The 24,015-nt window shown below is 75.7% G+C and carries 28 protein-coding genes; 16 read left to right on the top strand and 12 right to left on the bottom strand.

Translation table 11 applies throughout. The features are described 5' to 3' along the window. The first annotated feature begins 79 nt into the window (after positions 1-79). Positions 80-328: a hypothetical protein gene (locus tag ACIQVD_RS00385; protein ID WP_400688909.1), complete on the top strand. Its 249-nt coding sequence runs from the start codon at positions 80-82 to the stop codon at positions 326-328. Between the two features lie 43 nt (positions 329-371). After that, the gene (locus tag ACIQVD_RS00380; protein ID WP_402284985.1) at positions 372-701 is read left to right on the top strand and encodes a hypothetical protein; all 330 of its coding nucleotides are present in this window, start codon (positions 372-374) and stop codon (positions 699-701) included. Positions 702-753: 52 nt separating this feature from the next. Here ACIQVD_RS00380 and ACIQVD_RS00375 read toward each other — a convergent pair whose 3' ends face one another. After that, entirely contained in the window at positions 754-2,190 is a 1,437-nt protein-coding gene (locus tag ACIQVD_RS00375) for a multicopper oxidase family protein (protein ID WP_400688915.1), read from the bottom strand. 265 nt (positions 2,191-2,455) lie between these two features. Between ACIQVD_RS00375 and ACIQVD_RS00370 the strand changes: the two genes are divergently transcribed. Both ACIQVD_RS00370 and ACIQVD_RS00365 read left to right on the top strand, forming a co-directional pair. After that, complete coding sequence (locus tag ACIQVD_RS00370; protein WP_400688918.1) at positions 2,456-3,106, top strand: tetratricopeptide repeat protein; 651 nt, start codon at positions 2,456-2,458, stop codon at positions 3,104-3,106. Between the two features lie 92 nt (positions 3,107-3,198). After that, complete coding sequence (locus tag ACIQVD_RS00365; RefSeq protein WP_402284982.1) at positions 3,199-3,708, top strand: hypothetical protein; 510 nt, start codon at positions 3,199-3,201, stop codon at positions 3,706-3,708. A gap of 43 nt (positions 3,709-3,751) precedes the next feature. On the opposite strand, the gene ACIQVD_RS00360 is transcribed toward ACIQVD_RS00365, so the two are convergent. After that, positions 3,752-4,522 carry a TIGR03084 family metal-binding protein gene (locus ACIQVD_RS00360; RefSeq protein WP_402285817.1) on the bottom strand — a complete coding sequence of 257 codons (771 nt, stop codon included), beginning with the start codon at positions 4,520-4,522 and terminating at the stop codon, positions 3,752-3,754. A 494-nt stretch (positions 4,523-5,016) separates the two neighbouring features. Between ACIQVD_RS00360 and ACIQVD_RS00355 the strand changes: the two genes are divergently transcribed. Continuing rightward, entirely contained in the window at positions 5,017-5,658 is a 642-nt protein-coding gene (locus tag ACIQVD_RS00355) for an NAD(P)-dependent oxidoreductase (protein ID WP_402284980.1), read from the top strand. On the opposite strand, the gene ACIQVD_RS00350 is transcribed toward ACIQVD_RS00355, so the two are convergent. Together ACIQVD_RS00350 and ACIQVD_RS00345 are read right to left on the bottom strand one after the other, a co-directional pair. Then, complete coding sequence (locus ACIQVD_RS00350; RefSeq protein ID WP_402284978.1) at positions 5,642-6,097, bottom strand: hypothetical protein; 456 nt, start codon at positions 6,095-6,097, stop codon at positions 5,642-5,644. The two genes, ACIQVD_RS00355 and ACIQVD_RS00350, sit on opposite strands and share 17 nt — an antisense overlap. Before the next feature lie 172 nt (positions 6,098-6,269). Further along, entirely contained in the window at positions 6,270-7,052 is a 783-nt protein-coding gene (locus ACIQVD_RS00345; RefSeq protein WP_400688928.1) for a dioxygenase, read from the bottom strand. A gap of 157 nt (positions 7,053-7,209) precedes the next feature. Between ACIQVD_RS00345 and ACIQVD_RS00340 the strand changes: the two genes are divergently transcribed. Together ACIQVD_RS00340 and ACIQVD_RS00335 are read left to right on the top strand one after the other, a co-directional pair. After that, a complete protein-coding gene (locus tag ACIQVD_RS00340) occupies positions 7,210-7,674 on the top strand; it encodes a MarR family winged helix-turn-helix transcriptional regulator (RefSeq protein WP_402284976.1) in 465 nt (154 codons plus the stop codon). 98 nt (positions 7,675-7,772) lie between these two features. Continuing rightward, the gene (locus ACIQVD_RS00335; RefSeq protein ID WP_402284974.1) at positions 7,773-8,912 is read left to right on the top strand and encodes a Fic family protein; all 1,140 of its coding nucleotides are present in this window, start codon (positions 7,773-7,775) and stop codon (positions 8,910-8,912) included. Between the two features lie 117 nt (positions 8,913-9,029). Here the strand turns inward: ACIQVD_RS00335 and trxA are convergent, their stop codons facing one another. Beyond that, on the bottom strand, positions 9,030-9,419 hold the full coding sequence (gene trxA, locus ACIQVD_RS00330; protein WP_400688935.1) for a thioredoxin: 390 nt from the start codon (positions 9,417-9,419) through the stop codon (positions 9,030-9,032). Positions 9,420-9,683: 264 nt separating this feature from the next. Here trxA and ACIQVD_RS00325 point away from each other — a divergent pair, with 264 nt between their 5' ends. Both ACIQVD_RS00325 and ACIQVD_RS00320 read left to right on the top strand, forming a co-directional pair. Beyond that, a complete protein-coding gene (locus tag ACIQVD_RS00325) occupies positions 9,684-9,848 on the top strand; it encodes a hypothetical protein (RefSeq protein WP_159073028.1) in 165 nt (54 codons plus the stop codon). Between the two features lie 91 nt (positions 9,849-9,939). Beyond that, positions 9,940-10,227, top strand: a complete 288-nt coding sequence (locus ACIQVD_RS00320) for a DUF1876 domain-containing protein (protein WP_199846948.1) — start codon at positions 9,940-9,942, stop codon at positions 10,225-10,227. A gap of 68 nt (positions 10,228-10,295) precedes the next feature. Here the strand turns inward: ACIQVD_RS00320 and ACIQVD_RS00315 are convergent, their stop codons facing one another. Further along, complete coding sequence (locus ACIQVD_RS00315) at positions 10,296-11,501, bottom strand: NAD(P)/FAD-dependent oxidoreductase (RefSeq protein WP_402284971.1); 1,206 nt, start codon at positions 11,499-11,501, stop codon at positions 10,296-10,298. Between the two features lie 209 nt (positions 11,502-11,710). On the opposite strand from ACIQVD_RS00315, the gene ACIQVD_RS00310 reads away from it, so the two are divergent. Continuing rightward, a complete protein-coding gene (locus ACIQVD_RS00310; RefSeq protein WP_400688942.1) occupies positions 11,711-12,493 on the top strand; it encodes a VOC family protein in 783 nt (260 codons plus the stop codon). Positions 12,494-12,514: 21 nt separating this feature from the next. Here ACIQVD_RS00310 and ACIQVD_RS00305 read toward each other — a convergent pair whose 3' ends face one another. Further along, the gene (locus ACIQVD_RS00305; RefSeq protein WP_402284969.1) at positions 12,515-13,300 is read right to left on the bottom strand and encodes a DUF2470 domain-containing protein; all 786 of its coding nucleotides are present in this window, start codon (positions 13,298-13,300) and stop codon (positions 12,515-12,517) included. 71 nt (positions 13,301-13,371) lie between these two features. Continuing rightward, positions 13,372-13,998, bottom strand: coding sequence for a TetR/AcrR family transcriptional regulator (locus ACIQVD_RS00300; protein WP_100835585.1), 627 nt, complete (start codon positions 13,996-13,998; stop codon positions 13,372-13,374). Positions 13,999-14,134: 136 nt separating this feature from the next. Here ACIQVD_RS00300 and ACIQVD_RS00295 point away from each other — a divergent pair, with 136 nt between their 5' ends. The 3 genes from ACIQVD_RS00295 to ACIQVD_RS00285 are packed head-to-tail and all read left to right on the top strand — an operon-like array spanning position 14,135 to position 16,688. Beyond that, positions 14,135-14,890, top strand: a complete 756-nt coding sequence (locus ACIQVD_RS00295; RefSeq protein ID WP_402284966.1) for an SDR family oxidoreductase — start codon at positions 14,135-14,137, stop codon at positions 14,888-14,890. Then, on the top strand, positions 14,887-15,732 hold the full coding sequence (locus ACIQVD_RS00290; RefSeq protein ID WP_402284964.1) for an SDR family oxidoreductase: 846 nt from the start codon (positions 14,887-14,889) through the stop codon (positions 15,730-15,732). Before ACIQVD_RS00295 ends, ACIQVD_RS00290 begins: the two co-directional genes overlap by 4 nt. Beyond that, positions 15,732-16,688: an NADPH:quinone oxidoreductase family protein gene (locus tag ACIQVD_RS00285; RefSeq protein WP_402284962.1), complete on the top strand. Its 957-nt coding sequence runs from the start codon at positions 15,732-15,734 to the stop codon at positions 16,686-16,688. Before ACIQVD_RS00290 ends, ACIQVD_RS00285 begins: the two co-directional genes overlap by 1 nt. 48 nt (positions 16,689-16,736) lie before the next feature. Here the strand turns inward: ACIQVD_RS00285 and ACIQVD_RS00280 are convergent, their stop codons facing one another. From ACIQVD_RS00280 to ACIQVD_RS00270, 3 genes are all read right to left on the bottom strand, one after another. Continuing rightward, entirely contained in the window at positions 16,737-17,948 is a 1,212-nt protein-coding gene (locus ACIQVD_RS00280; protein ID WP_402284960.1) for an acyl-CoA dehydrogenase family protein, read from the bottom strand. 3 nt (positions 17,949-17,951) lie between these two features. After that, a complete protein-coding gene (locus tag ACIQVD_RS00275; RefSeq protein ID WP_402284958.1) occupies positions 17,952-18,971 on the bottom strand; it encodes a phosphotransferase family protein in 1,020 nt (339 codons plus the stop codon). A 312-nt stretch (positions 18,972-19,283) separates the two neighbouring features. Next, positions 19,284-20,216, bottom strand: a complete 933-nt coding sequence (locus tag ACIQVD_RS00270) for a hypothetical protein (RefSeq protein ID WP_402284956.1) — start codon at positions 20,214-20,216, stop codon at positions 19,284-19,286. Between the two features lie 214 nt (positions 20,217-20,430). Between ACIQVD_RS00270 and ACIQVD_RS00265 the strand changes: the two genes are divergently transcribed. Further along, the gene (locus ACIQVD_RS00265; protein ID WP_402284954.1) at positions 20,431-21,486 is read left to right on the top strand and encodes an ATP-binding cassette domain-containing protein; all 1,056 of its coding nucleotides are present in this window, start codon (positions 20,431-20,433) and stop codon (positions 21,484-21,486) included. Next, positions 21,483-22,289: an ABC transporter permease gene (locus ACIQVD_RS00260; RefSeq protein ID WP_400688969.1), complete on the top strand. Its 807-nt coding sequence runs from the start codon at positions 21,483-21,485 to the stop codon at positions 22,287-22,289. Before ACIQVD_RS00265 ends, ACIQVD_RS00260 begins: the two co-directional genes overlap by 4 nt. A 146-nt stretch (positions 22,290-22,435) precedes the next feature. Here the strand turns inward: ACIQVD_RS00260 and ACIQVD_RS00255 are convergent, their stop codons facing one another. Continuing rightward, on the bottom strand, positions 22,436-23,029 hold the full coding sequence (locus ACIQVD_RS00255; protein WP_400688972.1) for a nuclear transport factor 2 family protein: 594 nt from the start codon (positions 23,027-23,029) through the stop codon (positions 22,436-22,438). Between the two features lie 105 nt (positions 23,030-23,134). On the opposite strand from ACIQVD_RS00255, the gene ACIQVD_RS00250 reads away from it, so the two are divergent. Then, on the top strand, positions 23,135-24,013 hold the full coding sequence (locus tag ACIQVD_RS00250; RefSeq protein ID WP_400688974.1) for a LysR substrate-binding domain-containing protein: 879 nt from the start codon (positions 23,135-23,137) through the stop codon (positions 24,011-24,013). The last annotated feature ends 2 nt before the right edge of the window (positions 24,014-24,015 follow it).

Genomic DNA, 24,015 nt, shown 5'->3' with positions numbered 1-24,015 from the left:
CAGCCTAGCGCCGAACAGTGACGCTTGGAGTGCGGAAAGTGACCCTCGCCGAGGGCAATTGCACCATGGAGCAACAATCATGACGATCACTCAGTCCCAGCCGGACGAGCCGGCGGCGGATGACCAGTCCCGCGAACTCCCTTGCTCCTCATCAAGGTTGACGATCCGGGTCTACCGGGTGCGGGACGACGGCACCCGGGTGCAGGTCTCGTACCGCACGTGCGACGAGACGTTCTGCCTACCCCTGGTCTCGGCGCTGATCTGGCCGCCCTGCGGGTGCCCGCGCTGCGCCGTCGCGGCCACCGACGGGGCGCCGGACGCGGCCTGAACGCCCTTGCCGGACACGCGGAACGAGACATCGGAGGAAGCACGTGCGGTACACCGGCGAGCCGTCGGCGGGGGACGACGTCCCGGAGGAGGACGAGGACGCCCGGGGCCGGGCGTGGGAGATCGCCGAGCGGTTGGCCCGGGCCGGTGGCGGGGAGGCGCGGTTGACCGGGACCGGGAGCTGCTACCGGGTCGAACTGCGCCTGAACGGCCCCGCGCCGGACGAGTACGGGGTGCTGGAGGCCCTCGCGCTGGGCGACCGTTGGGGGCACCGGTACTCGTCCCCGGCGCGCAACGGCGGCGTCGCGCGGGAGACCGTGTGGAGCGAGGTGCGGCGGGTGCGGCCCGCGTCCCCGCCGCCGGGGCGGGTTTGAGGCGGGCGCGGCCCTCGCGGGGTGGTTCGGCGGGGTGGTTCGGCGGGGTGGTTCACGGGGCGACGTACGACACGGCCTGCATCATGCCGAGGTCCTCGTGGTGCAGTTGGTGGCAGTGGGCGAGGGCGCGGCCGGTGAAGTCCTCGTAGCGGACCAGGAAGGTCACCTCGTCGCCGGGGTGCCCGCCGGCCAGGCCGACGGTGTCGTGCCAGACCGGCGGGTCGAGGCGGACGCCGTTGCGGTGGGTCACCAGGAACGGGTTGGTGTGCAGGTGGAAGGGGTGGTTGAAGCCGGGGGAGGTCTCGCCGGTGCGGACGGTCCAGCGTTCGGTGCGGCCCAGCGGCAGTACGTGGTTGACGTAGCCGGGGTCGTACAGGCCGTACGCCGGGTCGCGGCGCAGGTCGCCGCCGGGGTGCGCGGGCGGGGTCGGGTGGCTGCCCAGGACGCGGAAGGCGTCCGGGAACGGCTGCGGGAGGACGCCGGGGTCGGCGTGGAAGACCACCTCCCGGCCGGGGCCGGTGACCTCCCGTTCGTCGAGGAACGGGCGGCCCGGCGGCAGCGCGGTCGGCAGGCCCATCGGCGGGTCGACCGGCTCGCCCGCGACCTCGACGGTCAGCAGCGGCCGGTTCACCCGCTCCGCGCGCAGCTCGTACCGCCCGGGCGCCCCGCCCCGGACCAGGACGTCGACCCGGTTGCCCATCGCCAGCTCCACCGTCCGCGCGGCCACCGGCGCGGGCAGTGTCACCCCGTCCTGGGCGATCCGGTGCATGGTCAACGTGCCGTGTTCGCCGACGAGTTGCAGGGTGAGCGCGGTGAACGCGGTGGCCCCGACCAGCCGCCACCGCTGCACCTCGCCCGGCCGCAGCGCCAGCACCGGGCCGACCGCGCCGTTGACGGTGAACACCGACGGCACCCCGGACAGCCAGGTGTTCGAGGTGAACGCGGGCACCCGCCCGTCGCGCAGCTTCAGCTCGTTGACGCAGACCACCAGGTCCGCGGCGGCCCGGATCTCCGGCACCTCGTCGACGTCGCCCTCCACCACGATCACCCCCGCCAGGCCCCCCGCGAGCTGTTCGGCGGTGGAGCCGTGCAGGTGCGGGTGGTACCAGTACGTCCCGGCGGGGTGGTCGGCCGGGACGTGCACGGCGCTGGTGTAGCGCGGCTCCGGGTCGCCCTCGGCGGCGCGCGGCGCGAACTCCCGCAGCACGTTGTCGGCGTGCCCGGACGGGGAGACGTGCATCCCGTGGGTGTGCAGGTTGAAGCTGTTGGGGCGGTGCGGCATCCGTGCGCCGTGGGCGCGGGCGTCCCCGGTGCCGGGCGCGGCCGGGTTCGGCGGCAGCCCGTTGACGTGGGTGAGCAGCAGGGTGTCCCCGGCCCGCACCCGCAGCGTCGGGCCCGGGAACGCCCCGTTGTAGGCGCGGGTGGTGATCCGCCCGTGGCCCGGCACGTCGATCCCGGCGAACCGGACGTCCAGCACCTGCTCCAGCACCGACGGCACCCGCCCCGGCGTCGGCCGCCGGTGCGCCGTCACGGGCTGCGGGAAGCCCCCCGCCGGCGCCGTGCCCGCTGCCGCCGCTCGTGCCCCGCCGCCCGCCACCGCCGTGAGACCGGCGACGGCGGCCGTCCTGAGCACCGTCCGCCGACTGATCCCGTCACTGTCTCCCATAACCGGGCAATCTAGGTCAAAACATCTCAACCGTCCGGGCCGCCGCACCGTACGGCCGCCGTTCGAACATCGTTGCTACGATCGGCCCATGACCATGGACGCGCGGATCGAGAAAGCCCAACTCCGCTACGAACAGGCCGTGTTCGGTGGAAGGACTGACGTCCTGTCAGCGGCCGACCGGGACCTCGACGCGGTCGAGGCCGACCTCGCGCTGGCCCGCGGCCGGGTGGCCCACGCCCGCTTCCTGGAACAGCGGGTCGCGGACGAGCGGGAGCTGGAGCTGTTCGAACGCGCGGCCGGGCTGTACCGGGCCCTCGGCGACACCCGCGGCGAGGGCGAGGCCCGGTTCTGGATCGGCGCCTTCCACCAGGTCGTCCGGGACGACACCGCCACCGCCCTGCCCGCCTTCGAACACGCCCTCGCCCTCGCCACCGCCGCCGGGGACCGGCTGACCGTCTCCTACGCCCGCCGCCACCTCGGCATCGCCGCCCACCTGTCCGGCCGGCTCGACGAGGCCCGCACCCACCTGGAGGAATCCACCCGCCTGCGCCGCGAGTTGGGCTTCCTCCCCGGCGTCGCCGCGAACCTCGTCGGCCTGGCCCACCTCGCCGCCCGGCAGGGCCGCCCGGACGACGCCGCCGCCCACCTCCGGGAAGCCGCCGACCTGACCGACGCCCCCGCCGCCCGCGGCGTCCGCCGCTGGGTGAACCAGGCCCGCGCGGAACTCGCCACCGAGTAGCGGCCGGTGGCGGGCGGTGGTGGGCGGTGGTGGGCGACGGCGGAAAAGCGGTTGCCCCGGTCGGTAGGGTGCGGATGGACCAGAGGAGAAGCATGCCCAGCCGCCGCGTCGCCGCGCTCGCCCTCGGTGCGACCGCCCTGCTCGCCCTCGCGGGCTGCACCGGCACCACCGCCACCACCGCCGCCACGGCCACCACGTTTGCCGCCACGACTGCCGCTGCCGCCGCCACGACCGCCGTCGCTGCCGCCGAGCCCCCCGGGGCCGCGTGCGGGGCGGCGCCCAGCCCCACCCGGAGCTGGCTCGGCGGCTGGTCGACGTCGCTGCCGGAGGAGATCCGCTGCCTGCCGCACGTCGCCGACGGCTCCTACCTGCGCCAGCCCTCCGGTTCGGACGACGTCCCCGGGGAGGGGAACGCCGTCATGATCGACGTCGAGCCCGGCACCACCCGCGCGCAGACCCTGGCCCTGTGCCGGCGCGTCACCGCGCTCGGCTACGGCCTCGACGGCCCGAACGAGGTGGTCTTCCTCCAGGTCGGCGGCGGTGAGGAGACCGGCTCGTACGTCTCGATGCCCGGTCAGGAGCCCTGCTTCCCGCGCCGCTGACCGCTCACCCCCCCCGCTGACCCGCTCACCCTCGCTGACCCGCTCACCCCCGCCGGGGCGGACGCCCCTCGCCGGGCGGCCCGGCGAACGCCTGGGCGATCGGCAGCCAGGCCCGGGCGGCCTCGCCCTCCGCGGTCAGTGCCAGGTCGTCGCGGTGGCGGCGCTGGGTGACCAGCAGGCAGAAGTCCAGCGCCGGGCCGCTCACCCGGTCGGCCGCGTCCGCCGCGCCCCAGCACCACGACTCGCCGCCGGGGGAGCGCAGTTCGAACCGGAACGGGACGTCCGGCGCGGGCCGCCCGTGCGCGGCGAACGCGAAGCCGACGGTCCGGACCCCCAGGTGCGCGACGTGCCGCAGCCGGTCGGTCGGGACGCGCTCCACCCCGAGCGCGTCCGCGACGTCCTGCCCGTGCGCCCAGGTCTCCATCAGCCGCGCCGTCAGCATCGACCGCGCCTTCATCGGCGGCCCGAACCACGGCACCCGCACGTCCGGCGGCACCTCCGCCAGCGCCGCCGCCACCTCCGCCCGCCCCGCCCGCCAGCGCTCCAGCAGTGCCGCCGGGTCCTCCCCGACCCCCTCGGCGGCCCCCCGGTCCACCGCCGCCGCCCCGTCCGCGAACTCCCGCCCCAGCGCCGCCGCGAACCCCGCCGGGTCCCGCACCGCCAGCAACGTCCACCGGTCCGTCCAGGCCAGGTGCGCCACCTGGTGCGCCACCGTCCACCCCGCCGCCGGAGTCCCCGCCGCGAACTCGGTGGGCCCCGACCCGCCCACCAGCGCCTCCAGTTCCGCCCCCTCCGCGATCAGATCCGCCACCAGCCGGTCCACCGGCCCCACCCCTTCCCGCCCGACAACCCGACCCCCCACCCCTACCCCCGAACCCCACCCCGCCACCACCCCACCGAGTCCCGCCCAGACCCACCGAGACCCCGCCCGGTGGCAGCCTCCCGTGCCTCCGCTCCTCGCCCCCGGCCCCGCGCAGCGGCGCTCGCGTCCCTGGCTCGTGGCGGCTTCCCGCGTCTTCGCTTCCCGTCCCGTGGCCCCGGGCCCCGCGCAGCGGTCCTCCGCCCTCCCCTCGCCCCATGGCGGCCTCCCGTGCCTCTGCTCCTCGCCCCCGGCCCCGCGCAGCGGCGCTCGCGTCCCTGGCTTCGCGGCGGCCTCCCGCGTCGTCGCTTCCCATCCCGTCGCCCTCGGGCCCCGCGCAGCGGTCCTCCGCCTTCCCCTCGCCCCGTGGCGGCCTCCCGGGCCTCCGCCCGCTCACATGGTCTGATGAAACGTCGGATTCGCGGTGCGGAGAGCGAGGCTGGTCGGGCATGCAGATCGCGGTCATCGGGGCGAACGGCGGGATCGGTCGGTGCGTGGTGACCGAGGCGCTGGCCCGGGGCCACCGGGTGACCGCGGTGGTGCGGCGGCCGGAGGAGTACCAGGGGCTGGCGATCAGGGTGGAGCGCGGGGACGTGCTGGACCCGGCGGACGTCGCGCGGGTCGCGCAGGGGCAGGAGGCGGTGGTGAGCGCGGTCGGCGGCGGGGACGGTCCGGGCCGGGGGCGGCTGGTGGAACCGGCCGCGCACGCGCTGGTCGCGGGGCTGCGGCAGCTCGCGGACGCGGCCCCGCGCCTGCTGGTGGTCGGCAGCGCGGGCAGCCTCACCACCGGGTCCGGCGCCCCGCTGTGGGACGACCCGTCCGTGCCGCCGCGCCAGTTCGAGCTGATGCGCGCCCACGGCCGGGCGCTGGACTACCTGCGCACCGTCCGCGACCTGGACTGGACGGTGCTCAGCCCGCCGCAGAGCCTGCTCCCGGGCGAGCGCACCGGCCGCTACCGCTCCGGCACCGACGCGCTGGTCACGGCCCCGGACGGCCTCTCCACCGTCTCGCTGCCGGACCTCGCGGTCGCCCTGGTCGACGAGCTCGAACGCCCCGCCCACCGCGGCGAGCGCTTCACCTGCGGCTACTGACCACCGTCCGGGCCCACGCCGGTCCCGCCCACCCGCCACCGGCCGGCGCGCCACCGGCCGGCGCGCCCACGCAGAGGCTGCGCTGCGGCCCGCGGTGCGCGCCGGCGTCCTGGAGAACGGCGCACTGGAACGCCCCGATCAGCAGCGCCGAGGGCAGCGCCACGAACAGCAGGCCGCGCCCGGCGCTGATCGGCCGACTGGTCTCCCGCAGCGTCCGGTGGGCCAGCCGGACGGCCCAGACCACGGCGGCCAGGTTGAGCAGCAGCCCGCCCCAGGCCAGCAGCATGGCGTACGAGGGGACGCCGGGGCCGCTCAGGCAGTGCCGCAGCAGCTCCTGCACGTTCCCCTCGGCGTGCAGGGCCGGCCAGCTGCCGGCCCAGCCGGCGGCCATCGCGGCCAGGCAGTACCTGGCCCGGCCCGGGCATCCCGCTCCCGCCATCCCGTCCGTCCTCCCGTTCCGCGGTCCGGCGGTCGCCGGTCCGGCCGCGGCCGACCGGTCGCCGGTCCGTCCGCGGTCCACCGGTCTCCGACCGCCGTCCCGGGTGCATTCTGCCGAACGGGACGGAAAGGACGCGTAAGGACCAGCCGTGGCGGGGGAGGGCGGGGCCCGGTCAGCCGAGCTGGATCGACCGTTTGGCCAGGCCCATCCAGAAGCCGTCGATGACGCTGCGCTGCTCGCCGAGGTCGGCCTCGCCGGCGCCGAGGGTGACGAAGAGCGGGGCGAAGTGCTCGGTGCGGGGGTGGGCGAGCCGTCCGGCGGGGGCCTTGTGCTCGAAGTCGAGCAGTGCGTCGAGGTCGCGGGCGTCCAGGGCGCGGCGGCCCCAGTCGTCGAACTCGGCCATCACGGAGGTGATCCGGCCGTCGGGGGAGAGGGCGCGCAGGTTGTGGGTGAAGAAGCCGGAGCCGACGATCAGCACGCCCTCGTCGCGCAGCGGGGCGAGCTTGCGGCCGATCTCCATCAGCCGCCGCGGGTCCAGGGTGGGCAGCGAGACCTGGAGGACGGGGACGTCCGCGTCGGGGTACATCTCGACCAGCGGGACGTACGCGCCGTGGTCCAGCCCGCGGTCCGGCACGTCCTGCACGGGGGTGCCGGGGGCGCGCAGCAGCTTGCGGACGGACTCGGCGAGCTCGGGCGCGCCGGGGGCGGCGTACCGGACCTGGTAGTAGTGCTCGGGGAAGCCCCAGAAGTCGTACACCAGCGGGAGGGTGCGCACCGCGCCGATCGCCAGCGGGGCCTCCTCCCAGTGCGCCGAGACCATCAGGATCGCCTTGGGGCGGGGCAGGTCGGCGGACCAGGCGGCGAGTTCGCCGGGCCAGACCGGGTCGTCGGCGAGCGGGGGCGCGCCGTGCGAGAGGTAGAGCGCGGGCATGCGCTCGGTGGTGGGGGTGCTCATGGGTCCGTCCTCCTGCTGCCGGGGCCGCGCTGCCGTTCGCTGTCGGCGGTGTGGTGCGGAACCGGGTGGTCCCGAACCGGGTAGTTCAAATTTGAACCTTGCGCTCCCGAAGGTACACCCGAGTTCGAATTTGAACAACCGGAGTAGACTGCGGGGCATGGACGATCCCCGCTGGCTCAACGAGACCGAGATGGCCGCCTGGCGCGGGTTCGTCGCCGCCACCAACCTGGTCGCCCGCCGACTGGAGCGCCAGCTCAAGGAGGACGCGGGGCTCTCCCACACCCAGTACGAGATCCTGGTGCAGCTCTCCGCCGCCCCCGGCGGCTCGCTCCGGATGACCGACCTGGCCGACCGCCTGGTCACCTCCAAGAGCGGCCTCACCTACCAGGTCACCCAACTGGAGAAAGCCGGACTGGTCGGCCGCCGCTCCTGTCCCAGCGACGTCCGCGGCGTCTTCGCCGAAATCACCGACCAGGGCTGGACCGCCCTGCGGGCCGCCGCCCCGGGCCACGTCGCCGCCGTCCGCGAAGCGCTCATCGACGTCCTCACCCCCGACCAGCTCGCCGCCCTGGCCGACATCCTCCACACCGTCGGCGACCGCCTGCGCGCCGCCGACTCCTGAGCCCTGGCCCCTGGTCCCGAGTCGGGCGGTCATCCTCGATCGACCCGGGCCGCCGATGCTTTGTTGACGCCGTTACACCGTCATGGTGTCATCTCTTCATGCTCTACAAGACGCCCGTGCTGCATGACATCGACGAAGCCGTCCTCGCCGAGATCGACGACATGCGCGGGCGGCTGCGACTGCACCTGCGCACCTCGCGCCGCTGGGAGGGCCAACTGCGGCGCAACCTCACCGCCCGGGCGATCGCCGGGTCGAACACGATCGAGGGCTACGCGGCGAGCGTCTCGGACGTCGAGGACATCATGGTCGGAGAGGCTCCGATCGAGGCGAACGACACCGTCGCCGCCGAGATCGAGGGCTACCGGCAGGCGATGACCTACATCCAGCGACTGGCCGAAGCCGGGGACGACTTCTCCTTCAGCAAGGAACTGCTCAACGCCCTGCACTTCATGATGCAGGGCCACCACCTGCTCAAGCGCCCGGGCTGGTGGCGCACCGGCCCGGTCTACGTCACCTCGGCGGAGGACCCCACCATCGCCGCCTACACCGCGCCCGACGCCGACTCGGTCCCCGCGCTCACGGCGGAGTTGGCCGCCTGGCTCAACGAGGGGGACCTGGACGAGCCGGGGCTGGTCCGGGCCTCGATGGCCCACCTCAACCTGGTCGCGATCCACCCCTGGGCGGACGGCAACGGCCGGATGTCCCGTGCGCTGCACACCCTGGTGCTGGCCCGGGAAGGCGTGGTGGCGCCGGAGTTCTCCAGCATCGAGGAGTGGCTGGGCCGGGCCCGCAACACCTACCGCTACTACGACGTCCTCGCCGAGGTCGGCGGACCGGTGTGGACCCCGGAACGCGACACCCTGGCCTGGATCCGCTTCTGCCTGAGGGCCCACCACCAACAGGCCCAAGCCGTCGAACGACAGGTGGAGACCACCCGTGAAGTGTGGACCGCCCTGGACGACGTCATCGAGCGGCGCGGCTGGCCCGACCGCATGCTCTACGCCCTCTACCCGGCGGCCATGGGCAACCGGGTCCGCCGAGCCACCTACCAGGCGGACGCCGACCTGAGTGAGCAGCAGGCCCAGCGCGACATCCGCGAACTCGTCCGGGCCGGCTGGCTCACCGCGAAGGGCGAGGCCCAGGGGCGCTACTACACCGCGGGCACCGACCTGCCCGAGGAGATCACAAGCGGGGCGCGCCGGCCTCGGCCGCTGCGCGAGCCCTACCAGGAGAACTGATCCGTCCGACCTCGGCGGGACCGAGGGCGGGCGGACGAGAGGGGCCCCCGGAGGCGCGGTGCTCCGGGGGCCCCTGTTCGGGTCTTCGGTGGTGCGGGAACTTCCCTGCGGGGACGGTCAGTTCTGGTCGGCCTTCTGGGCCGCGACGCCGGCGTGGACCTCGGTCATGTCGAGCTTCCGGGCCTGGCCGATCAGGTCCTCCAGGGCGGCTTCGGGGAGCGCGCCGGGCTGGGCGAAGACGAGGACGCCCTCGCGGATGATCGCCAGGGTCGGAATCGACCGGATGTCGAACGCCGCGGCGAGCTCCTGCTGGGCCTCGGTGTCGACCTTCGCGAAGGTGAGGTCCGCGTGCTTGTCCGACGCCCGCTCGAAGACCGGTGCGAACTGGCGGCACGGGCCGCACCAGGCCGCCCAGAAATCGATCAGGACGAACGCCTTGCCGTCCTCGCCCTGGACCACCTCGTCGAAGTTGTCCTTGGTCAATTCCACCGTGCTCATCGTCGCCACCTGCCTCTCGCCGTCCTGGCCCCGCCGATCGGGTCCGTCGCCCCGCACAACTCCGCTGCCTGCGGAACTATTCCGGGCGTCGGGGAGGGGCCCGGAGAGGAGGGGAGGGGGTGCGGCGCTGGCGCCCGAGCCGCACCCCCGTCACGGTTATCGACACCGGGCGCCCCGGACTTGAGGGTCGGGGGCGGTGCGGCGGCACACTGGAGGTGAGGAGGCCACGCGGGCCCGGGGAGCTGCCCGCCGCGGGGCGCGTGGACAGTGGCGATGAACCGGATTCCCCTGCTCTGCCCGCGCTGCGGCCGACCGCAGCAGATCATCCACCCCGACGACCCCGGCCACCCGGTGCGCGTGGTGCACACCGACACCGGCCGCGAGGAGTGCGCGCCCGAGGCGCCGGACGGCCCGGCCCCCGCGGAACCCCTGCCGTGACGGGCTCCCCTGGCCGGTCCGGTCCGCCCGGCGCACCCTGGAAGGACCGGACCGGTTCGAACACCCCGTACCCACCCGGGAGGTGGCGGCCATGATGAGGACCCTGGTCGGATGGCACATCGAGATGGAGTTCCAGGAGGACGGCGACCGCACCAAGGCGGCCGCGCTGGTCCGCCTCTCCGACGGCACCGAGCTGCGCGGGCACGGCTTCTCCACCCGGCACCACGACGACAGCCCGCAACTGCGGGTCGGCGAGGAGGTCGCCGGGGCCCGCGCGCTCAACGACCTCGCCATGCAGCTGCTCACCAAGGCGCACGAGGAGGTCAGCCGGCCGACCGCCGACCCGATGGCCCCGCTGATGTGGCGCGAGGTGACCTGAGGCGGCGTGCGACGACACGGGGTGACGCGGGGCGGGCCGCGAACCGCCCGTGACGCGGCCCGGCCGGGTCAGAGTTCGGCCAGCGGCACCGCCGGGTCGGCCAGCCGCTCCGGGTCCACCGGCCGCCCGGAGCGGACCAGTTCGCGGATCGGGTCGGTGACGTCCCAGACGTTGACGTTCATGCCCGCCAGCACCTTCCCGCCGGAGAGCCAGAACGCGATGAACTCCCGCCCTGCCACGTCCCCCCGGAACACCACCCGGTCGTAGCCGCCGGGCTCCGCGTGGCCGGTGTACTCCATGCCCAGGTCGTACTGGTCGGTGAAGAAGTACGGGACGCGGTCGTACACCGCGGACTTGCCGAGCATCGAGGCGGCGGCCACCGCGGGCTGGTTGAGCGCGTTCGCCCAGTGCTCGACCCGGATCGGCCTGCCGAACAGCGGGTGGAAGGCGTTGGCCACGTCGCCCGCCGCGAACACGTCGGGGTGCGAGGTGGCCAGGTGCTGGTCGGTGCGCACGCCGTCGTCGACGGTCAGCCCGGCGTTCTCGGCCAGCGCCGTGTTCGGGCTGATGCCGACGCCGACCAGCAGCACGTCCGCCGGGACGGTGCCGCCGTCGCCGAGCCGGACGCCGTCCGCGCGCAGCTCCGCGACCTCGACGCCCAGCCGCAGGTCGACGCCGTGCGCCCGGTGCAGGTCGGCGAAGACCTGCGCGGCCTCCCGGCCCAGCACCCGCAGCAGCGGCAGTTCGGCGGCCTCCAGCACGGTGACCTCGGCCCCGGCGGTGCGGGCCGCGGCGGCGGCCTCCAGGCCGATCCAGCCCGCGCCGACCACCACCACCCGCGCCCCGGGGCGGAACACGGCCCTCAGGCCCTCGCTGTCGCCGATCCGGCGCAGCGTCCGCACGAAGTCCCCGTCGCCGCCCGGCACCGGCAGCGTGCGCGGGGCCGAACCGGTGGCCAGCAGCAGCTTGGAGAACGGCAGCCGCTCGCCGCCCTCCAGCGTGACGGTGTGCCCGGCCGGGTCGACCCCGGTGGCCGCGGTGCCCAGCCGCAGCATCACCCCGTGCCGCTCGTACCAGTCGGCGGGGTGGACGTAGACCTTCTCCTTCTCCTCCTTGCCGAGCAGGTACCCCTTGGACAGCGGCGGCCGCTCGTACGGCCGCTCGGACTCGTCGCCGACCAGGGTGACCGGCCCCTGGTAGCCCTCCGCGCGCAGCGCCTCGGCGGCCTTCGCCCCGGCCAGGCTCGCCCCGACGATCACGATCCCGGTGTCCATGCCCACGTCCTTCCCGCAGTGGTGTTCCCGTGCCCCCGTCCTGCCCGACCTTGGCACCGGCACGCGTCCGACCGGGGGACCCGCGCCGGTCGGTCCGGTGCGGCGGCCGGGATTCGCCCGCGAGGCGGACCACGATCCGGCGGGGCCGTCGGCCTAGGCTGGGCGGGTCCGGCCGTCCGGCCGGCGGAGCGGCGAAGGGAGCCCGCGGGATGGTGGAGCGAACGGCCACGGTGCGCTGCGTGCCCGCGGTGCCGTGCTGGGTCGGCCTGACGGTCCGGGACCTGCCGGCCGCGCGGGACTTCTACGGGCCGCTGCTGGGCTGGGAGTTCACCCCCGGGCCGGACCGCTGGGGCAGCTACCTGCGCGCGCTGGCCGACGGCGTCGAGGTCGCCGGGCTGAGCGAGCTCGGCACCGACTGGGAGCGCCCGGTCGCCTGGACCACCTACTTCGGCATCGAGAGCGCCGACCGGGCCGCCGACGGCGTCCGCGAGCGCGGCGGCACCCTCGCGGTCGGCCCGCTCGCCTTCGACGCGGGCCGGGTCGCGCTGGCCGCCGACCCGTTCGGCGCGACCTTCGGCATCTGGGAGGGCGAACCCGTCGACCTCCGGCCCGGCGACGCCCCCTGGGCCGCCCGGCCCGGCGCCCCCGCCTGGATCGAGCTGCGCACCGCCGACCCGTTCGCCGCCGCGCTGTTCTACGGCGAGGTGTTCCGCTGGGACGACCGCGACCCGGCGCACTTCGAGGTCCGCTACGAGCACGAGCGGGTGGTGCTGCGCTCCGAGGGCCGCAGCGTCGCCGCGCTGCGCGCCGCGCGGGACCTCTCGCCGCACTGGGAGGTGTTCTTCTCGGTCGCCGACACCGACGCCGCCGCCCGCCGGGCCGTCGACCTCGGCGGCCGGGTGCTGGACGGCCCGGCCGACTCCCCGTACGGCCGGGTGGCCCGGCTGGCGGACGCCGAGGGCGGGCACTTCTCGGTCCTCGGCCCCGGCTAGGCCCTGTCCGGGCCCCCGCGGTCAGTCGCCCCGGCCGCCGTGCAGGACCGGGGCGAACAGGCGGTGCATCGCCTCCGGCAGCTCCTCCGGGTGGGCGACGGGGCGGTGGAACTCGAAGCGGGCGTCCAGGGCGCTGCCGGAGCCGAGCAGGCGCACCCGCAGGCCGCGCCGGTCCAGGGCGACGGGGCGGACCTCGCGCAGCCGGTCGGCGGGGTGCCAGCCGGCCGGCGGGCCGTCGGGGCGGTCCAGGGCGCGGGCGCCGAGTTCGCGCAGCTGGTCGGTGTGGGCGGTGGCCAGGTGCTGGAGCAGGCAGGCTTCCTCGGCGGCCACCGGGTCGGGCTCGGCGGCGGCCAGCCCGTCCGGGTCGAGGCAGCACTCGGAGCCCCACAGGTCGTCCAGCGCCAGGTGGTCGGGCTCCAGCCGGAGCAGCACGCCGGCCTCGCCGCGGTGCCCGTGGCGGGGGAACAGCGCGGCCGGGTCCTCGCCGGGGGAGCGGGAGAGCAGGCCCTGGACCTGGAGGCGGCCGCGGATGCGGTGCGGGACGGCGACGGGGGCCACGTCCACGCAGTCGAGTTCGGCGGTGAGCGGGCCGCGGGCCAGGGCGGTGATCCGGTGCAGGGCCGACTCGCGGCCGACCAGCACGGCCACCGATCCGTCCGGCCGCAGCGCGCAGGCGACCTGCGGGGGCAGGCCGGGACGGGCGGTGAGGTCGGCGCCGCGGACGTCCAGCACGGCGGAGGAGGCGAACTCCAGCAGGGTGCGGGCGCGTTCGTGGGCGGACGGGCGGCGGTCGGGCTGGGGCAGCACGGGGAGCCTCCTTGGCGATTAGGTAAGGCTAACCTAATCACCAGGAGGGCGGGAGGTCCAGTGGCGCGCGGTCAGTCGCCGATCCGGTCGGCCGGCGCGCCCAGCATCCGCAGCACCAGCTGCCCGTACCGCCGCCCCAGCTCCTCGGGGGACTCGCTGCTGCGCTCGGTGTACCAGCGCGAGACGTCGATGCCCAGCGAGGTGACCGCGCGGGCCGCCGTGCGCTGGTCCGGGACGCGGAACAGGCCCCGCGCCACCCCGTCCGCGATGATCCGCAGCACCGCCTCCTCGATCCGGATGCGCAGCTCGGCGACGGCCGCGAAGTCCTCCTCGGGCAGCGCGTGCAGCTCGTGGTTGACGATCCGGCCGACGGTGTGGCCGCGGGCGTGCCAGACCGTGAAGGACTCCGCCAGCGCCCGCATCCGCTCCACCGGGTCGGACCCGGCGGCCTCGGCCCGCTCCACCAGCTCCAGGGTGGCCCGGTGGCCGGTGCGGGAGATCTCGGCGAGCAGCGCCGCCTTCGACGGGTAGTGGATGTACAGCGCGGCCGGGCTCATCCCGGCGGCCGTGGCGATGTCCCGGGTGGTGGTGGCGTGGTAGCCGCGGCGGGCGAAGGAGTCCACGGCGGCCAGCAGCAGCCGCCGGGCGGCCTCGGTGCGCTCCCCGGGCCAGAGCGCGGCGGTCGCTGGGTCGGTCATGGGGGTCATCCTCCCAGACGGTCGGGCGCGGGTCGGCGGGTCGGGCTGTTGACAGTGTCGCCCGCCGCCAAGATGCTAAGCAAGCGCTTAGTCAACGCGGGGGCCCGGAGCGCCCGCAGATCCGAGAGGTACGGCGATGACAGTGTCGTTCGAGGGCAAGGTGGCCGTGGTCACCGGCGCGAGCCGGGGCATCGGGTTCGGCGTCGCGCGGGAACTGGTCCGGCGCGGGGCGAAGGTCTGCCTCACCGCCCGCACCGAGGAGACCCTGGACGAGGCCGTCCAGGCCCTCGGCGGGCCCGCGCACGCGATCGCCGTCGCCGGGAAGTCCGACGACGCCGCGCACCAGGAGGAGACCGTCGCCACCGTCCTGGACACCTACGGCCGCCTCGACCTGCTGGTCAACAACACCGGCATCAACCCCGTCTACGGCCCGGTCCTGGACACCGACCCCGCCGCCGCGGCCAAGATCCTCGCCGTCAACGTGCTCGCCCCGCTGGCCTGGACCCGCCGCGCCCACGCCGCCTGGATGGCCGAGCACGGCGGCGCGGTCGTCAACGTCGCCTCCATCGCCGGCCTCCGCGCCTCCAACGGCATCGGCATGTACGGCGTCTCCAAGGCCGCGCTGATCCGCCTCACCATGGAACTCGCCTCCGAACTCGGCCCCGGCGTCCGGATCAACGCCGTCGCCCCCGCCGTGGTCAAGACCAAGTTCGCCGAGGCGCTCTACGAGGGCCGGGAGGAGAAGGTCGCCCGCGCCTACCCGCTCGGCCGCCTCGGCCTGCCCGAGGACGTGGCCGGCGCCGTCTGCTTCCTGCTCTCCGAGGACGCCGGCTGGATCACCGGCCAGACCCTGGTCGTCGACGGCGGCGTCACCCTCGGCGGCGGGCTGTGACCGGCACCGACGCGACCGGTGCCGACGCGACCGGCCCCGACGCGACCGGCCCCGGCCCCGGCGCGGAGTTCGAGGGCGTCGGCGCGGTCGTCACCGGCGCCGGGCACGGCATCGGCGCGGCCCTCGCCCGGGCGCTGGCCGCCGCCGGCGCCCGGGTGGTGGTCAACGACCTCGACGCCGACGCCGCCCGCGCCGTCGCCGCCGAGACCGGCGGGCACGCCGTCCCCGGCGACGCGGCCGGCGAGGACGGCGTCGCCGCCCTGATCGACGCCGCCCGCGCCCACCTCGGCGCCGTCGACCTGTACTGCGCCAACGCGGGCGTCGCCACCACCGGCGGCCCCGACGCCACCCCCGACGCCTGGGAGACGGCCTGGCAGGTCAACGTGCTCGGCCACGTCCGGGCCAGCCGCCTGCTGCTGCCCGACTGGCTGGAGCGCGGCACCGGCCGCTTCCTGGCCACCGTCTCCGCCGCCGGACTGCTCACCATGCTCGGCTCCGCCCCGTACGCCGTCACCAAGCACGGCGCGCTGGCCTACGCCGAGTGGCTGTCCGCGACCTACCGGCACCGCGGCGTCCGGGTGCACGCGCTCTGCCCGCAGGGGGTGCGCACCCGGATGCTGGACGGCACCGGCACCCACGGGCAGGTGCTGCTCGAACCCACCGCGATCGAACCCGCCGAGGCCGCCGCGGCGGCCCTGCGCGGCATGGCGGCCGGGGAGTTCCTGATCCTGCCGCACCCGGAGACCGCCGACCACTACGCGGCCCGCGCCACCACCCCCGACCGCTGGCTGCACGGCATGAACCGGCTCCAGCAGCAGATCGAGACACTCCAGGAGAACTGATGCGAGCCTGGCAGATCACCGAACTCGGCGCGCCCCGCGACGTGATGAAGCTGGTCGAGGACGCCGACCCGCCCGTCCCCGGCCCCGGACAGCTCCTGGTCAGGGTCCGGGCCGCGGCCGTCAACTTCCCCGACGCGCTGATGGCCGCCGGCCTCTACCAGGTCCGCCCGCCGCTGCCGTTCACCCCCGGCGTGGAACTCTGCGGCGAGGTCGCCGAGGGCCCGCGCACCGGCGAACGCCTGATCGGCACCGCCGAGTTGCCCGCCGGGGCGTTCGCCGAGCAGGCCCTGATGAACGCCGCCACCGCGCTGCCCGCCCCCGGCCACCTGGACGACGCCGAGGCCGCCGGCTTCCACATCGCCTACCAGACCGCCTGGTTCGCCCTGCACCGCCGCGCCCGCCTGGCCCCCGGCGAGACCCTGCTGGTGCACGCCGCGGCGGGTGGCGTCGGCAGCGCCGCCGTCCAACTCGGCAAGGCCGCCGGGGCGTTCGTCGTCGCCGTGGTCGGCGGGCCGGAGAAGGCCGCGGTGGCCAGGGAGTTGGGCGCCGACCTGGTCGTCGACCGCCGCGCCGGGGACTTCGTCGCCGCCGTCAAGGACGCCACCGGCGGGCGCGGCGCGGACGTGGTCTTCGACCCGGTCGGCGGCCCCGCCTTCACCGGCTCCACCCGGTGCGTCGCCTTCGAGGGCCGGATCGTGCTGGTCGGCTTCGCCTCCGGCGAGATCCCCGCCCCGGCCCTCGGCCACGCCCTGGTCAAGAACTACTCGCTGCTCGGCCTGCACTGGGGCCGCTACGTCACCGAGGACCCCGCCGCCGTCCGGGACTGCCACGCCGCGCTCACCGCGCTGGCCCCCCGCCCGCTGGTCTCCGCCCGCCTCCCGCTGGACGCCGCCGCCACCGCCGTCCACGACGTCGCCTCCGGCACCACCACGGGCCGCCTCGCGATCATCCCCTGACGGGCCCCTGAGCGGGGGCCCGTCAGCGGGTCTCCGACTCCCTCGTCCTCAGCGGTACTTCCTCAGCTCGCGGCGGGCGAGCGAGCGCTTGTGGACCTCGTCCGGGCCGTCGGCCAGGCGCAGGGTGCGGTTGCCGGACCAGAGCTGGGCGAGCGGGGTGTCCTGGCTGACGCCGGCCGCGCCGTGGGCCTGGACGGCCTTGTCGAGGATCCACTCGACGGTGGACGGGACGGCGATCTTGATCGCCTGGATCTCGGTGTGGGCGCCGCGGTTGCCGACGGTGTCCATCAGCCAGGCGGTCTTCAGGACCAGCAGCCGGGCCTGCTCGATGCGGACCCGGGCCTCGGCGATCCAGTCCTGGACGACGCCCTGGTCGGCGAGCGGACGGCCGAAGGCGACCCGGGAGTCGACCCGACGGCAGGTGAGTTCGAGGGCGCGTTCGGCGATCCCGAGGGCGCGCATGCAGTGGTGGATGCGGCCGGGGCCGAGCCGGGCCTGGGCGATGGCGAAGCCGCCGCCCTCCTCGCCGATCAGGTTCGCGGCGGGGACGCGGACGTCCTCGAACAGGATCTCGGCGTGGCCGCCGTGGTCGGCGTCCTCGTAGCCGAACACCCGCATGCCGCGCAGCACCCGCACGCCCGGGGTGTCGCGCGGGACGAGGACCATCGACTGCTGGCGGTGGGTCTCGGCGGCGGGGTCGGTCTTGCCCATCACGATGAAGATCCCGCAGTCCGGGTTCATCGCCCCGGTGATGTACCACTTGCGGCCGTTGACGACGTACTCGTCGCCGTCGCGCTCGATCCGGGTGGTGATGTTGGTGGCGTCCGAGGAGGCCACGTCCGGTTCGGTCATCGCGAAGGCGGAGCGGGTGGTGCCGTCGAGCAGCGGTCGCAGCCAGCGTTCGCGCTGCTCGGGGGAGCCGAACTGGGCGAGCAGCTCCATGTTGCCGGTGTCGGGGGCCGCGCAGTTGAGCGCGGGCGGGGCCAGCAGGATGGAGCGGCCGGTGAGTTCGGCCAGCGGCGCGTACTGGAGGTTGGTCAGCCCGGCGCCCAGTTCCCCGGGCAGGAACAGGTTCCACAGGCCGCGGGACTTCGCGGCGGCCCGCAACTCGCCGATCACCGGCGGGATCGACCACGGCTCGCGCTCCGGGTCGTCGAGCTGCCCGGCCAGCACCGGTTCGGCGGGGTAGACGAACTCGTCCATGAAGGAGCCGAGTTCACCGAGCAGCTCGGTCGTCCTGGCGTCGTACCCGAAATCCATTCCTCAGCCCTCCAGCGATTCGAGCCCGAACTCCACGAACAGCGGCACGAGTTCGCCGACCCGGTCGAAGCCCGCGCCGACGGTGCCGCCCTGGGTGTAGCGGAAGTGGATGCCCTCCAGCACGACCGCCAGCTTGAACGAGGCGAAGGCGACGTACCAGCCGAGCCCGGCGACGTCCCGGCCGGAGCCCTCCGCGTAGCGGCGGACCAGCTCGGCGGTGGACGGGAAGCCGGGGGCGAGGGCCGCGCCGGGGAGCAACCCGTCGAAGCGGCGGGCCAGTTCGGTGTACATCACCAGCAGGCCCAGGTCGGTGAGCGGGTCGCCGACGGTGGACATCTCCCAGTCCAGGACGGCGGTGATCCGGTCCTCGCCGTCCACCAGGACGTTGTCCAGCCGGTAGTCGCCGTGCACCAGCGCCGGGGCGGGGGAGGGCGGCAGGGTCTCGGCGAGGCGGCGGTGCAGCTCGTCCACGCCCGGCACCTCGCGGCTCCGGGAGGCGTCCAACTGCTTTCCCCAGCGCCGCAGTTGGCGCTCCAGGAAGCCCTCGGGACGGCCGAAGCCGGCCAGGCCCGCGGCCTCCGGGTCCAGCGCGTGCAGGGCGACCAGGGTCTCCACCAGCCGCACGCCCAGGGCGTGCACCCGGTCCTCGCCGAGCGCGGCCAGCGCCTTCGCGTCCCGGTGCGCGGTGCCGGGCACGTACTCCATCAGGTAGAACGGCGCGCCGATCACCCCGGTGTCCTCGACCAGCAGCACCGGCCGCGGCACCGGCACCGCCGTCCCGGCCAGCGCGCCCAGCACCCGGTACTCGCGGGCCATGTCGTGCGCGGTGGCCAGCACGTGCCCGAGCGGCGGGCGGCGCAGCACCCAGCGGGAGGCGCCGTCCTCGACCAGGTACGTCAGGTTGGACCGCCCGCCCTCGAACAGCCGCGCCGTGAGCGGCCCCGCGACGGGCGCCGGCAGCGCGGTGTCCAGGTGGGCGCGCAGCCTCTCCAGGTCCAGTCCGGGCGGAGCAGCGGTGGTCATCGGGGCACCTCGCAGGGGTCGGGACGTACTGACTAAGCGCTTGCTTAGGATCGGCCCGGCGGCGACACTTGTCAACGAGCGACCGCGGAACCGGCCACGGACGCGGTCGCGGGGGGGGGGGGGGGGGGGGGGGGGGGGGGGGGGGGGGGGGGGGGGGGGGGCCCCCCCCCCCCCCCCCCCCGCCCCCCCCCCCCCCCCCCCCCCCCCCCCCCCCCGCCGGCCGGGGGGGGCGGGCCGCGGGGCCGGCTCTGCGGCCGGTCGCGAAACGCCCGCCCGGAACGGCGTCCCGGGCGGGCGGTCCGAACCGCGGACTCAGCCCGGCTGCGACCCCGCCTCGCCCGCCGGGGCGCCGCCACCGGCCGGATCGCCACCGGCGGGGGCGGCCCCCGAGCCGTCGGCCGGGGCCTGGGCGGCCGGGGCCTGGGCGGCCGGGGTCTGGGCGGCCGGGGTCTGGGCGGCCGGGGCGGGTGTCTGCGCGGCCGGGGTCTGGGCGCCGGGGTCCGCCGGGGGTGTCGTCGGGGACGCCGTCGGGTCGGCGGTCGCGTCCGGTGCGGGCGTGGCCCCCGCGCCCGCGCCGGCCCCCGCGCTCGCGCTCGCACCCGGGCTCGGGACCGCACCCCCCGCGCCGCGCAGCGTGGCGATGTCGACGCCGACCGGGTCGCCCAGCGAGGTGACGGCGTAGAAGGGGCCCTGCGGGCCCGCCACCGTGTGCCCGGCGGTCTCGCCCGGCCCGTGGTCGCCGGTGTAGCGGTACAGCGGGTGGCCCTTGTACAGCACCTGGGCCGTCCCGTCCGGCAGCGCCGCCGCGCCCAGCAGCCCGTCGTCCACGCCGGGTCCGGCCGACGGGAAACCCGGGGTGGTCACCGGCGGCCAGGACTTCGCGCACTCGTCCAGGCAGGTCGCGTGCACCGAGGTGTCGGCGCCGTACAGGTACAGGGTGCGGCCCTGGTCGTCCACCAGGAGCGGGCCCAGGCTGCCCACCCGGGCCAGCGCCACCCGGGTGCCCACCGTGGTGGCGAACGCCGACACCGACGGTCCCGCGTCGGCGACCGGCGCCGCGGTGGCGGGCGAGGACTCGGCGGCCGGCGGGGCGCTCGGGTCCGGGGACGCCGAGCACCCCGCGGCCGAGAGGACGGACAGCGACAGCACCACGGCCACGGCGGCCCAGCGGGTGCGGCACCTGCGGCAGGCGGGGCGGCGGGTACGGGACAGCGGGGCGGCGGCAGCACGGCGGGTACGGGGCATCGGGGCTCCAGGGGACGGCGCGGCACTGGAGACCATCCACCCCCGCCGACCGCCGCCCGGCCACTCCAGAGCCGGGCCGCTCCGCACCAGGAGGGACCCCGTTGCCCCGGAAGGCCCACCCCGGGCCCGTCCCCCGCCCGCTCCCCGCGCCCGATTCGCCCCTCGCCCGGGCAGGCGGAGACTGGAGGGGTACCACTCGCCCGAGGGGGCGCCCATGACCACCCAGTCGGCCGGAACCGGCAGTACCGGCGGCATCGACAGCACCGGCGGCACCGGCACCGGCAGCGCGATCCGGGTCCGGGGGCTCGGCAAGCGCTTCAAGGACTTCGTCGCCCTGGACGGCGTCGACTTCGCCGTCCCGCCCGGCACCGTGTTCGGCCTACTCGGACCGAACGGCGCGGGCAAGACCACCACGATCCGCATCCTGACCACCATCATCCGGCCCACCTCCGGCCGTGCCGAGGTGCTCGGCACCGACGTGGCCGCCCACCCCGCCGCCGTCCGCCGCCTGATCGGACTCGCCGGGCAGTACGCCGCCGTCGACCCCAACCTGACCGCCCGGGAGAACCTCCGTCTGATCGGCCGCCTCACCCAGCTGCCCCGCCACCGCCGCGACCCGCGCGCCGCGGACCTGCTGGCCCGCTTCGACCTCGAACGGGCCGCCGACCGGCCGGTGCGCACCTACTCCGGCGGGATGCGCCGCCGGCTCGACGTGGCCGCCGCACTCGTCCCCGAACCGCCCGTGCTGTTCCTCGACGAGCCCACCACCGGCCTCGACCCGCAGAGCCGCACCGCGCTCTGGGAGCTGATCCGCGAACTCGTCGCCGAGGGCACCACCGTCCTGCTCACCACCCAGTACCTGGAGGAGGCCGACCGGCTCGCCCAGCGGGTCGCCGTCCTCGCCGAGGGTCGGGTGGTCGCCGACGACAGCCCGCACAACCTCAAGTCCCGCCTCGGCACCACCGTCCTCGAACTCGGCATGGGCGAGGACCCGCGCGCCACCCGCGCCGCCGCCCTGCTCACCGACCGCCTCCGGTACACCCCCGAACGCGACGGCGCGGTGCTGCGCCTGCCCAGCGCGGACGGCTCGCTGCTGCTGATGGACGTCCTGCACGCGCTCGAATCCGAACGGCTCACCCCGCGCACCATCGCCGTCCGCGAGTCCAGCCTCGACGACGTCTACCTCGCCCTCACCGGCCACCGCACCGGGACCGGCCCGCCCGCCGCGCCCCCCGCCGCATCCTCCGCCGCAGGAGACCCGCCGTCATGACCGTCGCCGCCCCCCTGGAACCGCCGCTGCTCGACCGCCTGCTCGCCCCCGTCCGGGACGGGCTGGCCGTCGCCGGGCGCAACCTGATCGCGCTGCGCCGGGTGCCGCGGCTGCTGATCTTCTCGACCGTGCAGCCGATCGTCTTCGTGCTGATGTTCCGGTACGTGTTCGGCGGGGTGGTCGGCGCGGTCCTGCACGGCGTCTCGTACGTCGACTACCTGATGCCCGGGGTGTTCGTCCAGGTCGTCGCGTTCGGCGCGGTCAACACCGCGATCGGCCTGGCCGGCGACCTGCAGACCGGGCTGATGGAGCGCTTCCGCTCGCTGCCGATGGCCCGCTCCGCGGTGCTCTCCGGGCGGACCACCGCCGACCTGGCCCGGAACGTGTTCGTGGTGGCGCTGATGACCGGCGTCGGCTTCCTGGTCGGCTTCCGGATCCACAACGGCGTCCTGGCGTTCCTGGCCGGCGCGCTGCTGGTGCTGGCCTTCGGGCTCGCGATGTCCTGGGTCTTCGCCGTCGTCGGCCTGGCCGTCGGCGACCCGGAGACCGCGACCGCCGCCGCCTTCCCCGTCCTGGCCCCGCTGGTCTTCGCGTCCTCCGCGTTCGTCCCGACCTCGACCATGCCCGGCTGGCTCCAGGTCTTCGCCAACCACCAGCCCGTCACCATCACCGCCGGGGCCGTCCGCGCCCTGATGGTCGGCGGCCCGCTCGGCACCCAGGTCTGGCAGGCCCTCGCCTGGGACGCCGGGATCATCGCCGTGTTCGCCCCGCTCGGCGTCTGGCTCTACCGCCGGGCGGTCTGAGCGGCGTCCCGCGACAGGTCCGCCCGGCCGGTCCGTCGGGCCGCTCCGGGGGCGGGGCGCGTTCCTCGACGGTGATCGGCCCGATCGCGCCGTCCGGCGTCCCCCGTGCGCGGGGGCACGCGCGGTGGCGGGTGGCGGGCGGGTCGTCAGCCGTCCGTCCGCTCGTGCAGCCAGGCGGTCGCGGACTCCTTGAGGTCGCGCTCCAGCTCGCTGCCCCTGGTCGCGAAGACCCGGCCCACCGGGTAGCCGGTGGCCTCCAGCAGGTAGGCGAGGGCCGCGTACTCCCGCGGGTGCCGGTCGAGTGCCCGCGGGTCGATGTCGACGGGGCCGGCCGGGAAGGTGAACGAGGCGAAGTCGTAGACGCTCCTGCGGTCGCCGATCCGCCACACCCCGTCCCGCTTCTCCAGGCGGTCGACGAACCGGTTGTGGCCCTCGCAGCCGAGCCGGAGGTCGGTGTTCTCGCCGATGATGACGGCGTTCGTCTCGCTGACGGCGCGGGTGCCGTCCGCGGAGAAGGCCACCACGGGCGCGGTGATCAGGTGCTTGGTGCGGAAGGCGGAGGCCCCCATCCGGGCGGACGCGTCGACGAACTCGTGCGCCGGCCCCTCGAACCAGGTGATCTCGATCCGGCCGTCGGGGTGGAAGAGGCCCTTCAGCCGCTCCCAGTCGCCCAGGTCGCGGTGGATCCACCCGGTCATGAGGTCGGCGATGTCCTGTCGGTCCTGGAGTGTCGCGTTCATGCGTCCAGTCTTCGTTCCGCAGAGCGATGGGTCCAACCGAAAGATACGATCGAACGATCGCTGGGAGCGATGGAGCGATGGGAGCGACGGAGGGGAGGACGGACCGTGGAACTGCGGCACCTGCGCTACTTCACCGCCGTCGCCGACGAACGGCACTTCGGCCGGGCCGCCGCCCGGCTGAACGTCACCCAGTCCACCCTCAGCGCCCAGGTGCAGGCCCTGGAGCGCGAGGTGGGCGGGCGGCTGTTCACCAGGACCAGCCGGAGCGTCGAGCTGACCGAGGCCGGCGCACTGCTGCTCCCCGCGGCCCGCCGCACCCTGGCGCAGGCCGACCGGGCCCTGCGGGCCGCCCGGCAGTCCGTGCGCGGCGAGACGGGGACGGTGCGGATCGGCTTCTCCGGCGTCGCCGTCCTCCAGGGCGTCCTCCCCGACGACCTGCACGACTTCCGCCTGGCCCACCCCCGGGTCGGACTCGCCCTGACCGAACTCCCGCCCGCCGCCCAGGTCCAGGCGGTGCGCGACGGCACGCTCGACCTCGGCTACTGCCCCGACCTCGCCCTCGGCGACGCCGACGGCCTGCGGGTCACCCGCCGCGCGCCCACCCCGCTCTCCGTCGCCCTGCGCTCCGACCACGAACTGGCCTCCGCCCCCGCCGTGACCGCCGCCGCGCTGGCCGCCCACGACCTCATCGTCTTCGCCGGCCGCGAGGAGGACGAGACCGTCCTGTCCCGGATCCGGCCCGCCGCCGAGGAGGACCGCGCCCGGGTCCGCGTGGTCGGCAGCACCCTCGGCGTCCTCGCCCTCGCCTCGGCCGGCGCGGGCGTGGCCCTCGTCCCCGCCGCCACCGAACGGATCACCCTGCCCGGCCTCACCTACCGCCCCCTGCACGGAACCGCACCGGGGCCGGACCTGCTGGTCATCGGCCGCCCCGACGAGACCTCCGGAGCGGTCCGCGCCTACCTCCGCGCCCTCCCCGCCCCCTGACC

Source organism: Kitasatospora sp. NPDC090308 (assembly GCF_044769485.1).
Classification (GTDB): domain Bacteria; phylum Actinomycetota; class Actinomycetes; order Streptomycetales; family Streptomycetaceae; genus Kitasatospora; species Kitasatospora fiedleri.
This window is presented reverse-complemented; position numbering and strand designations above follow the sequence as displayed.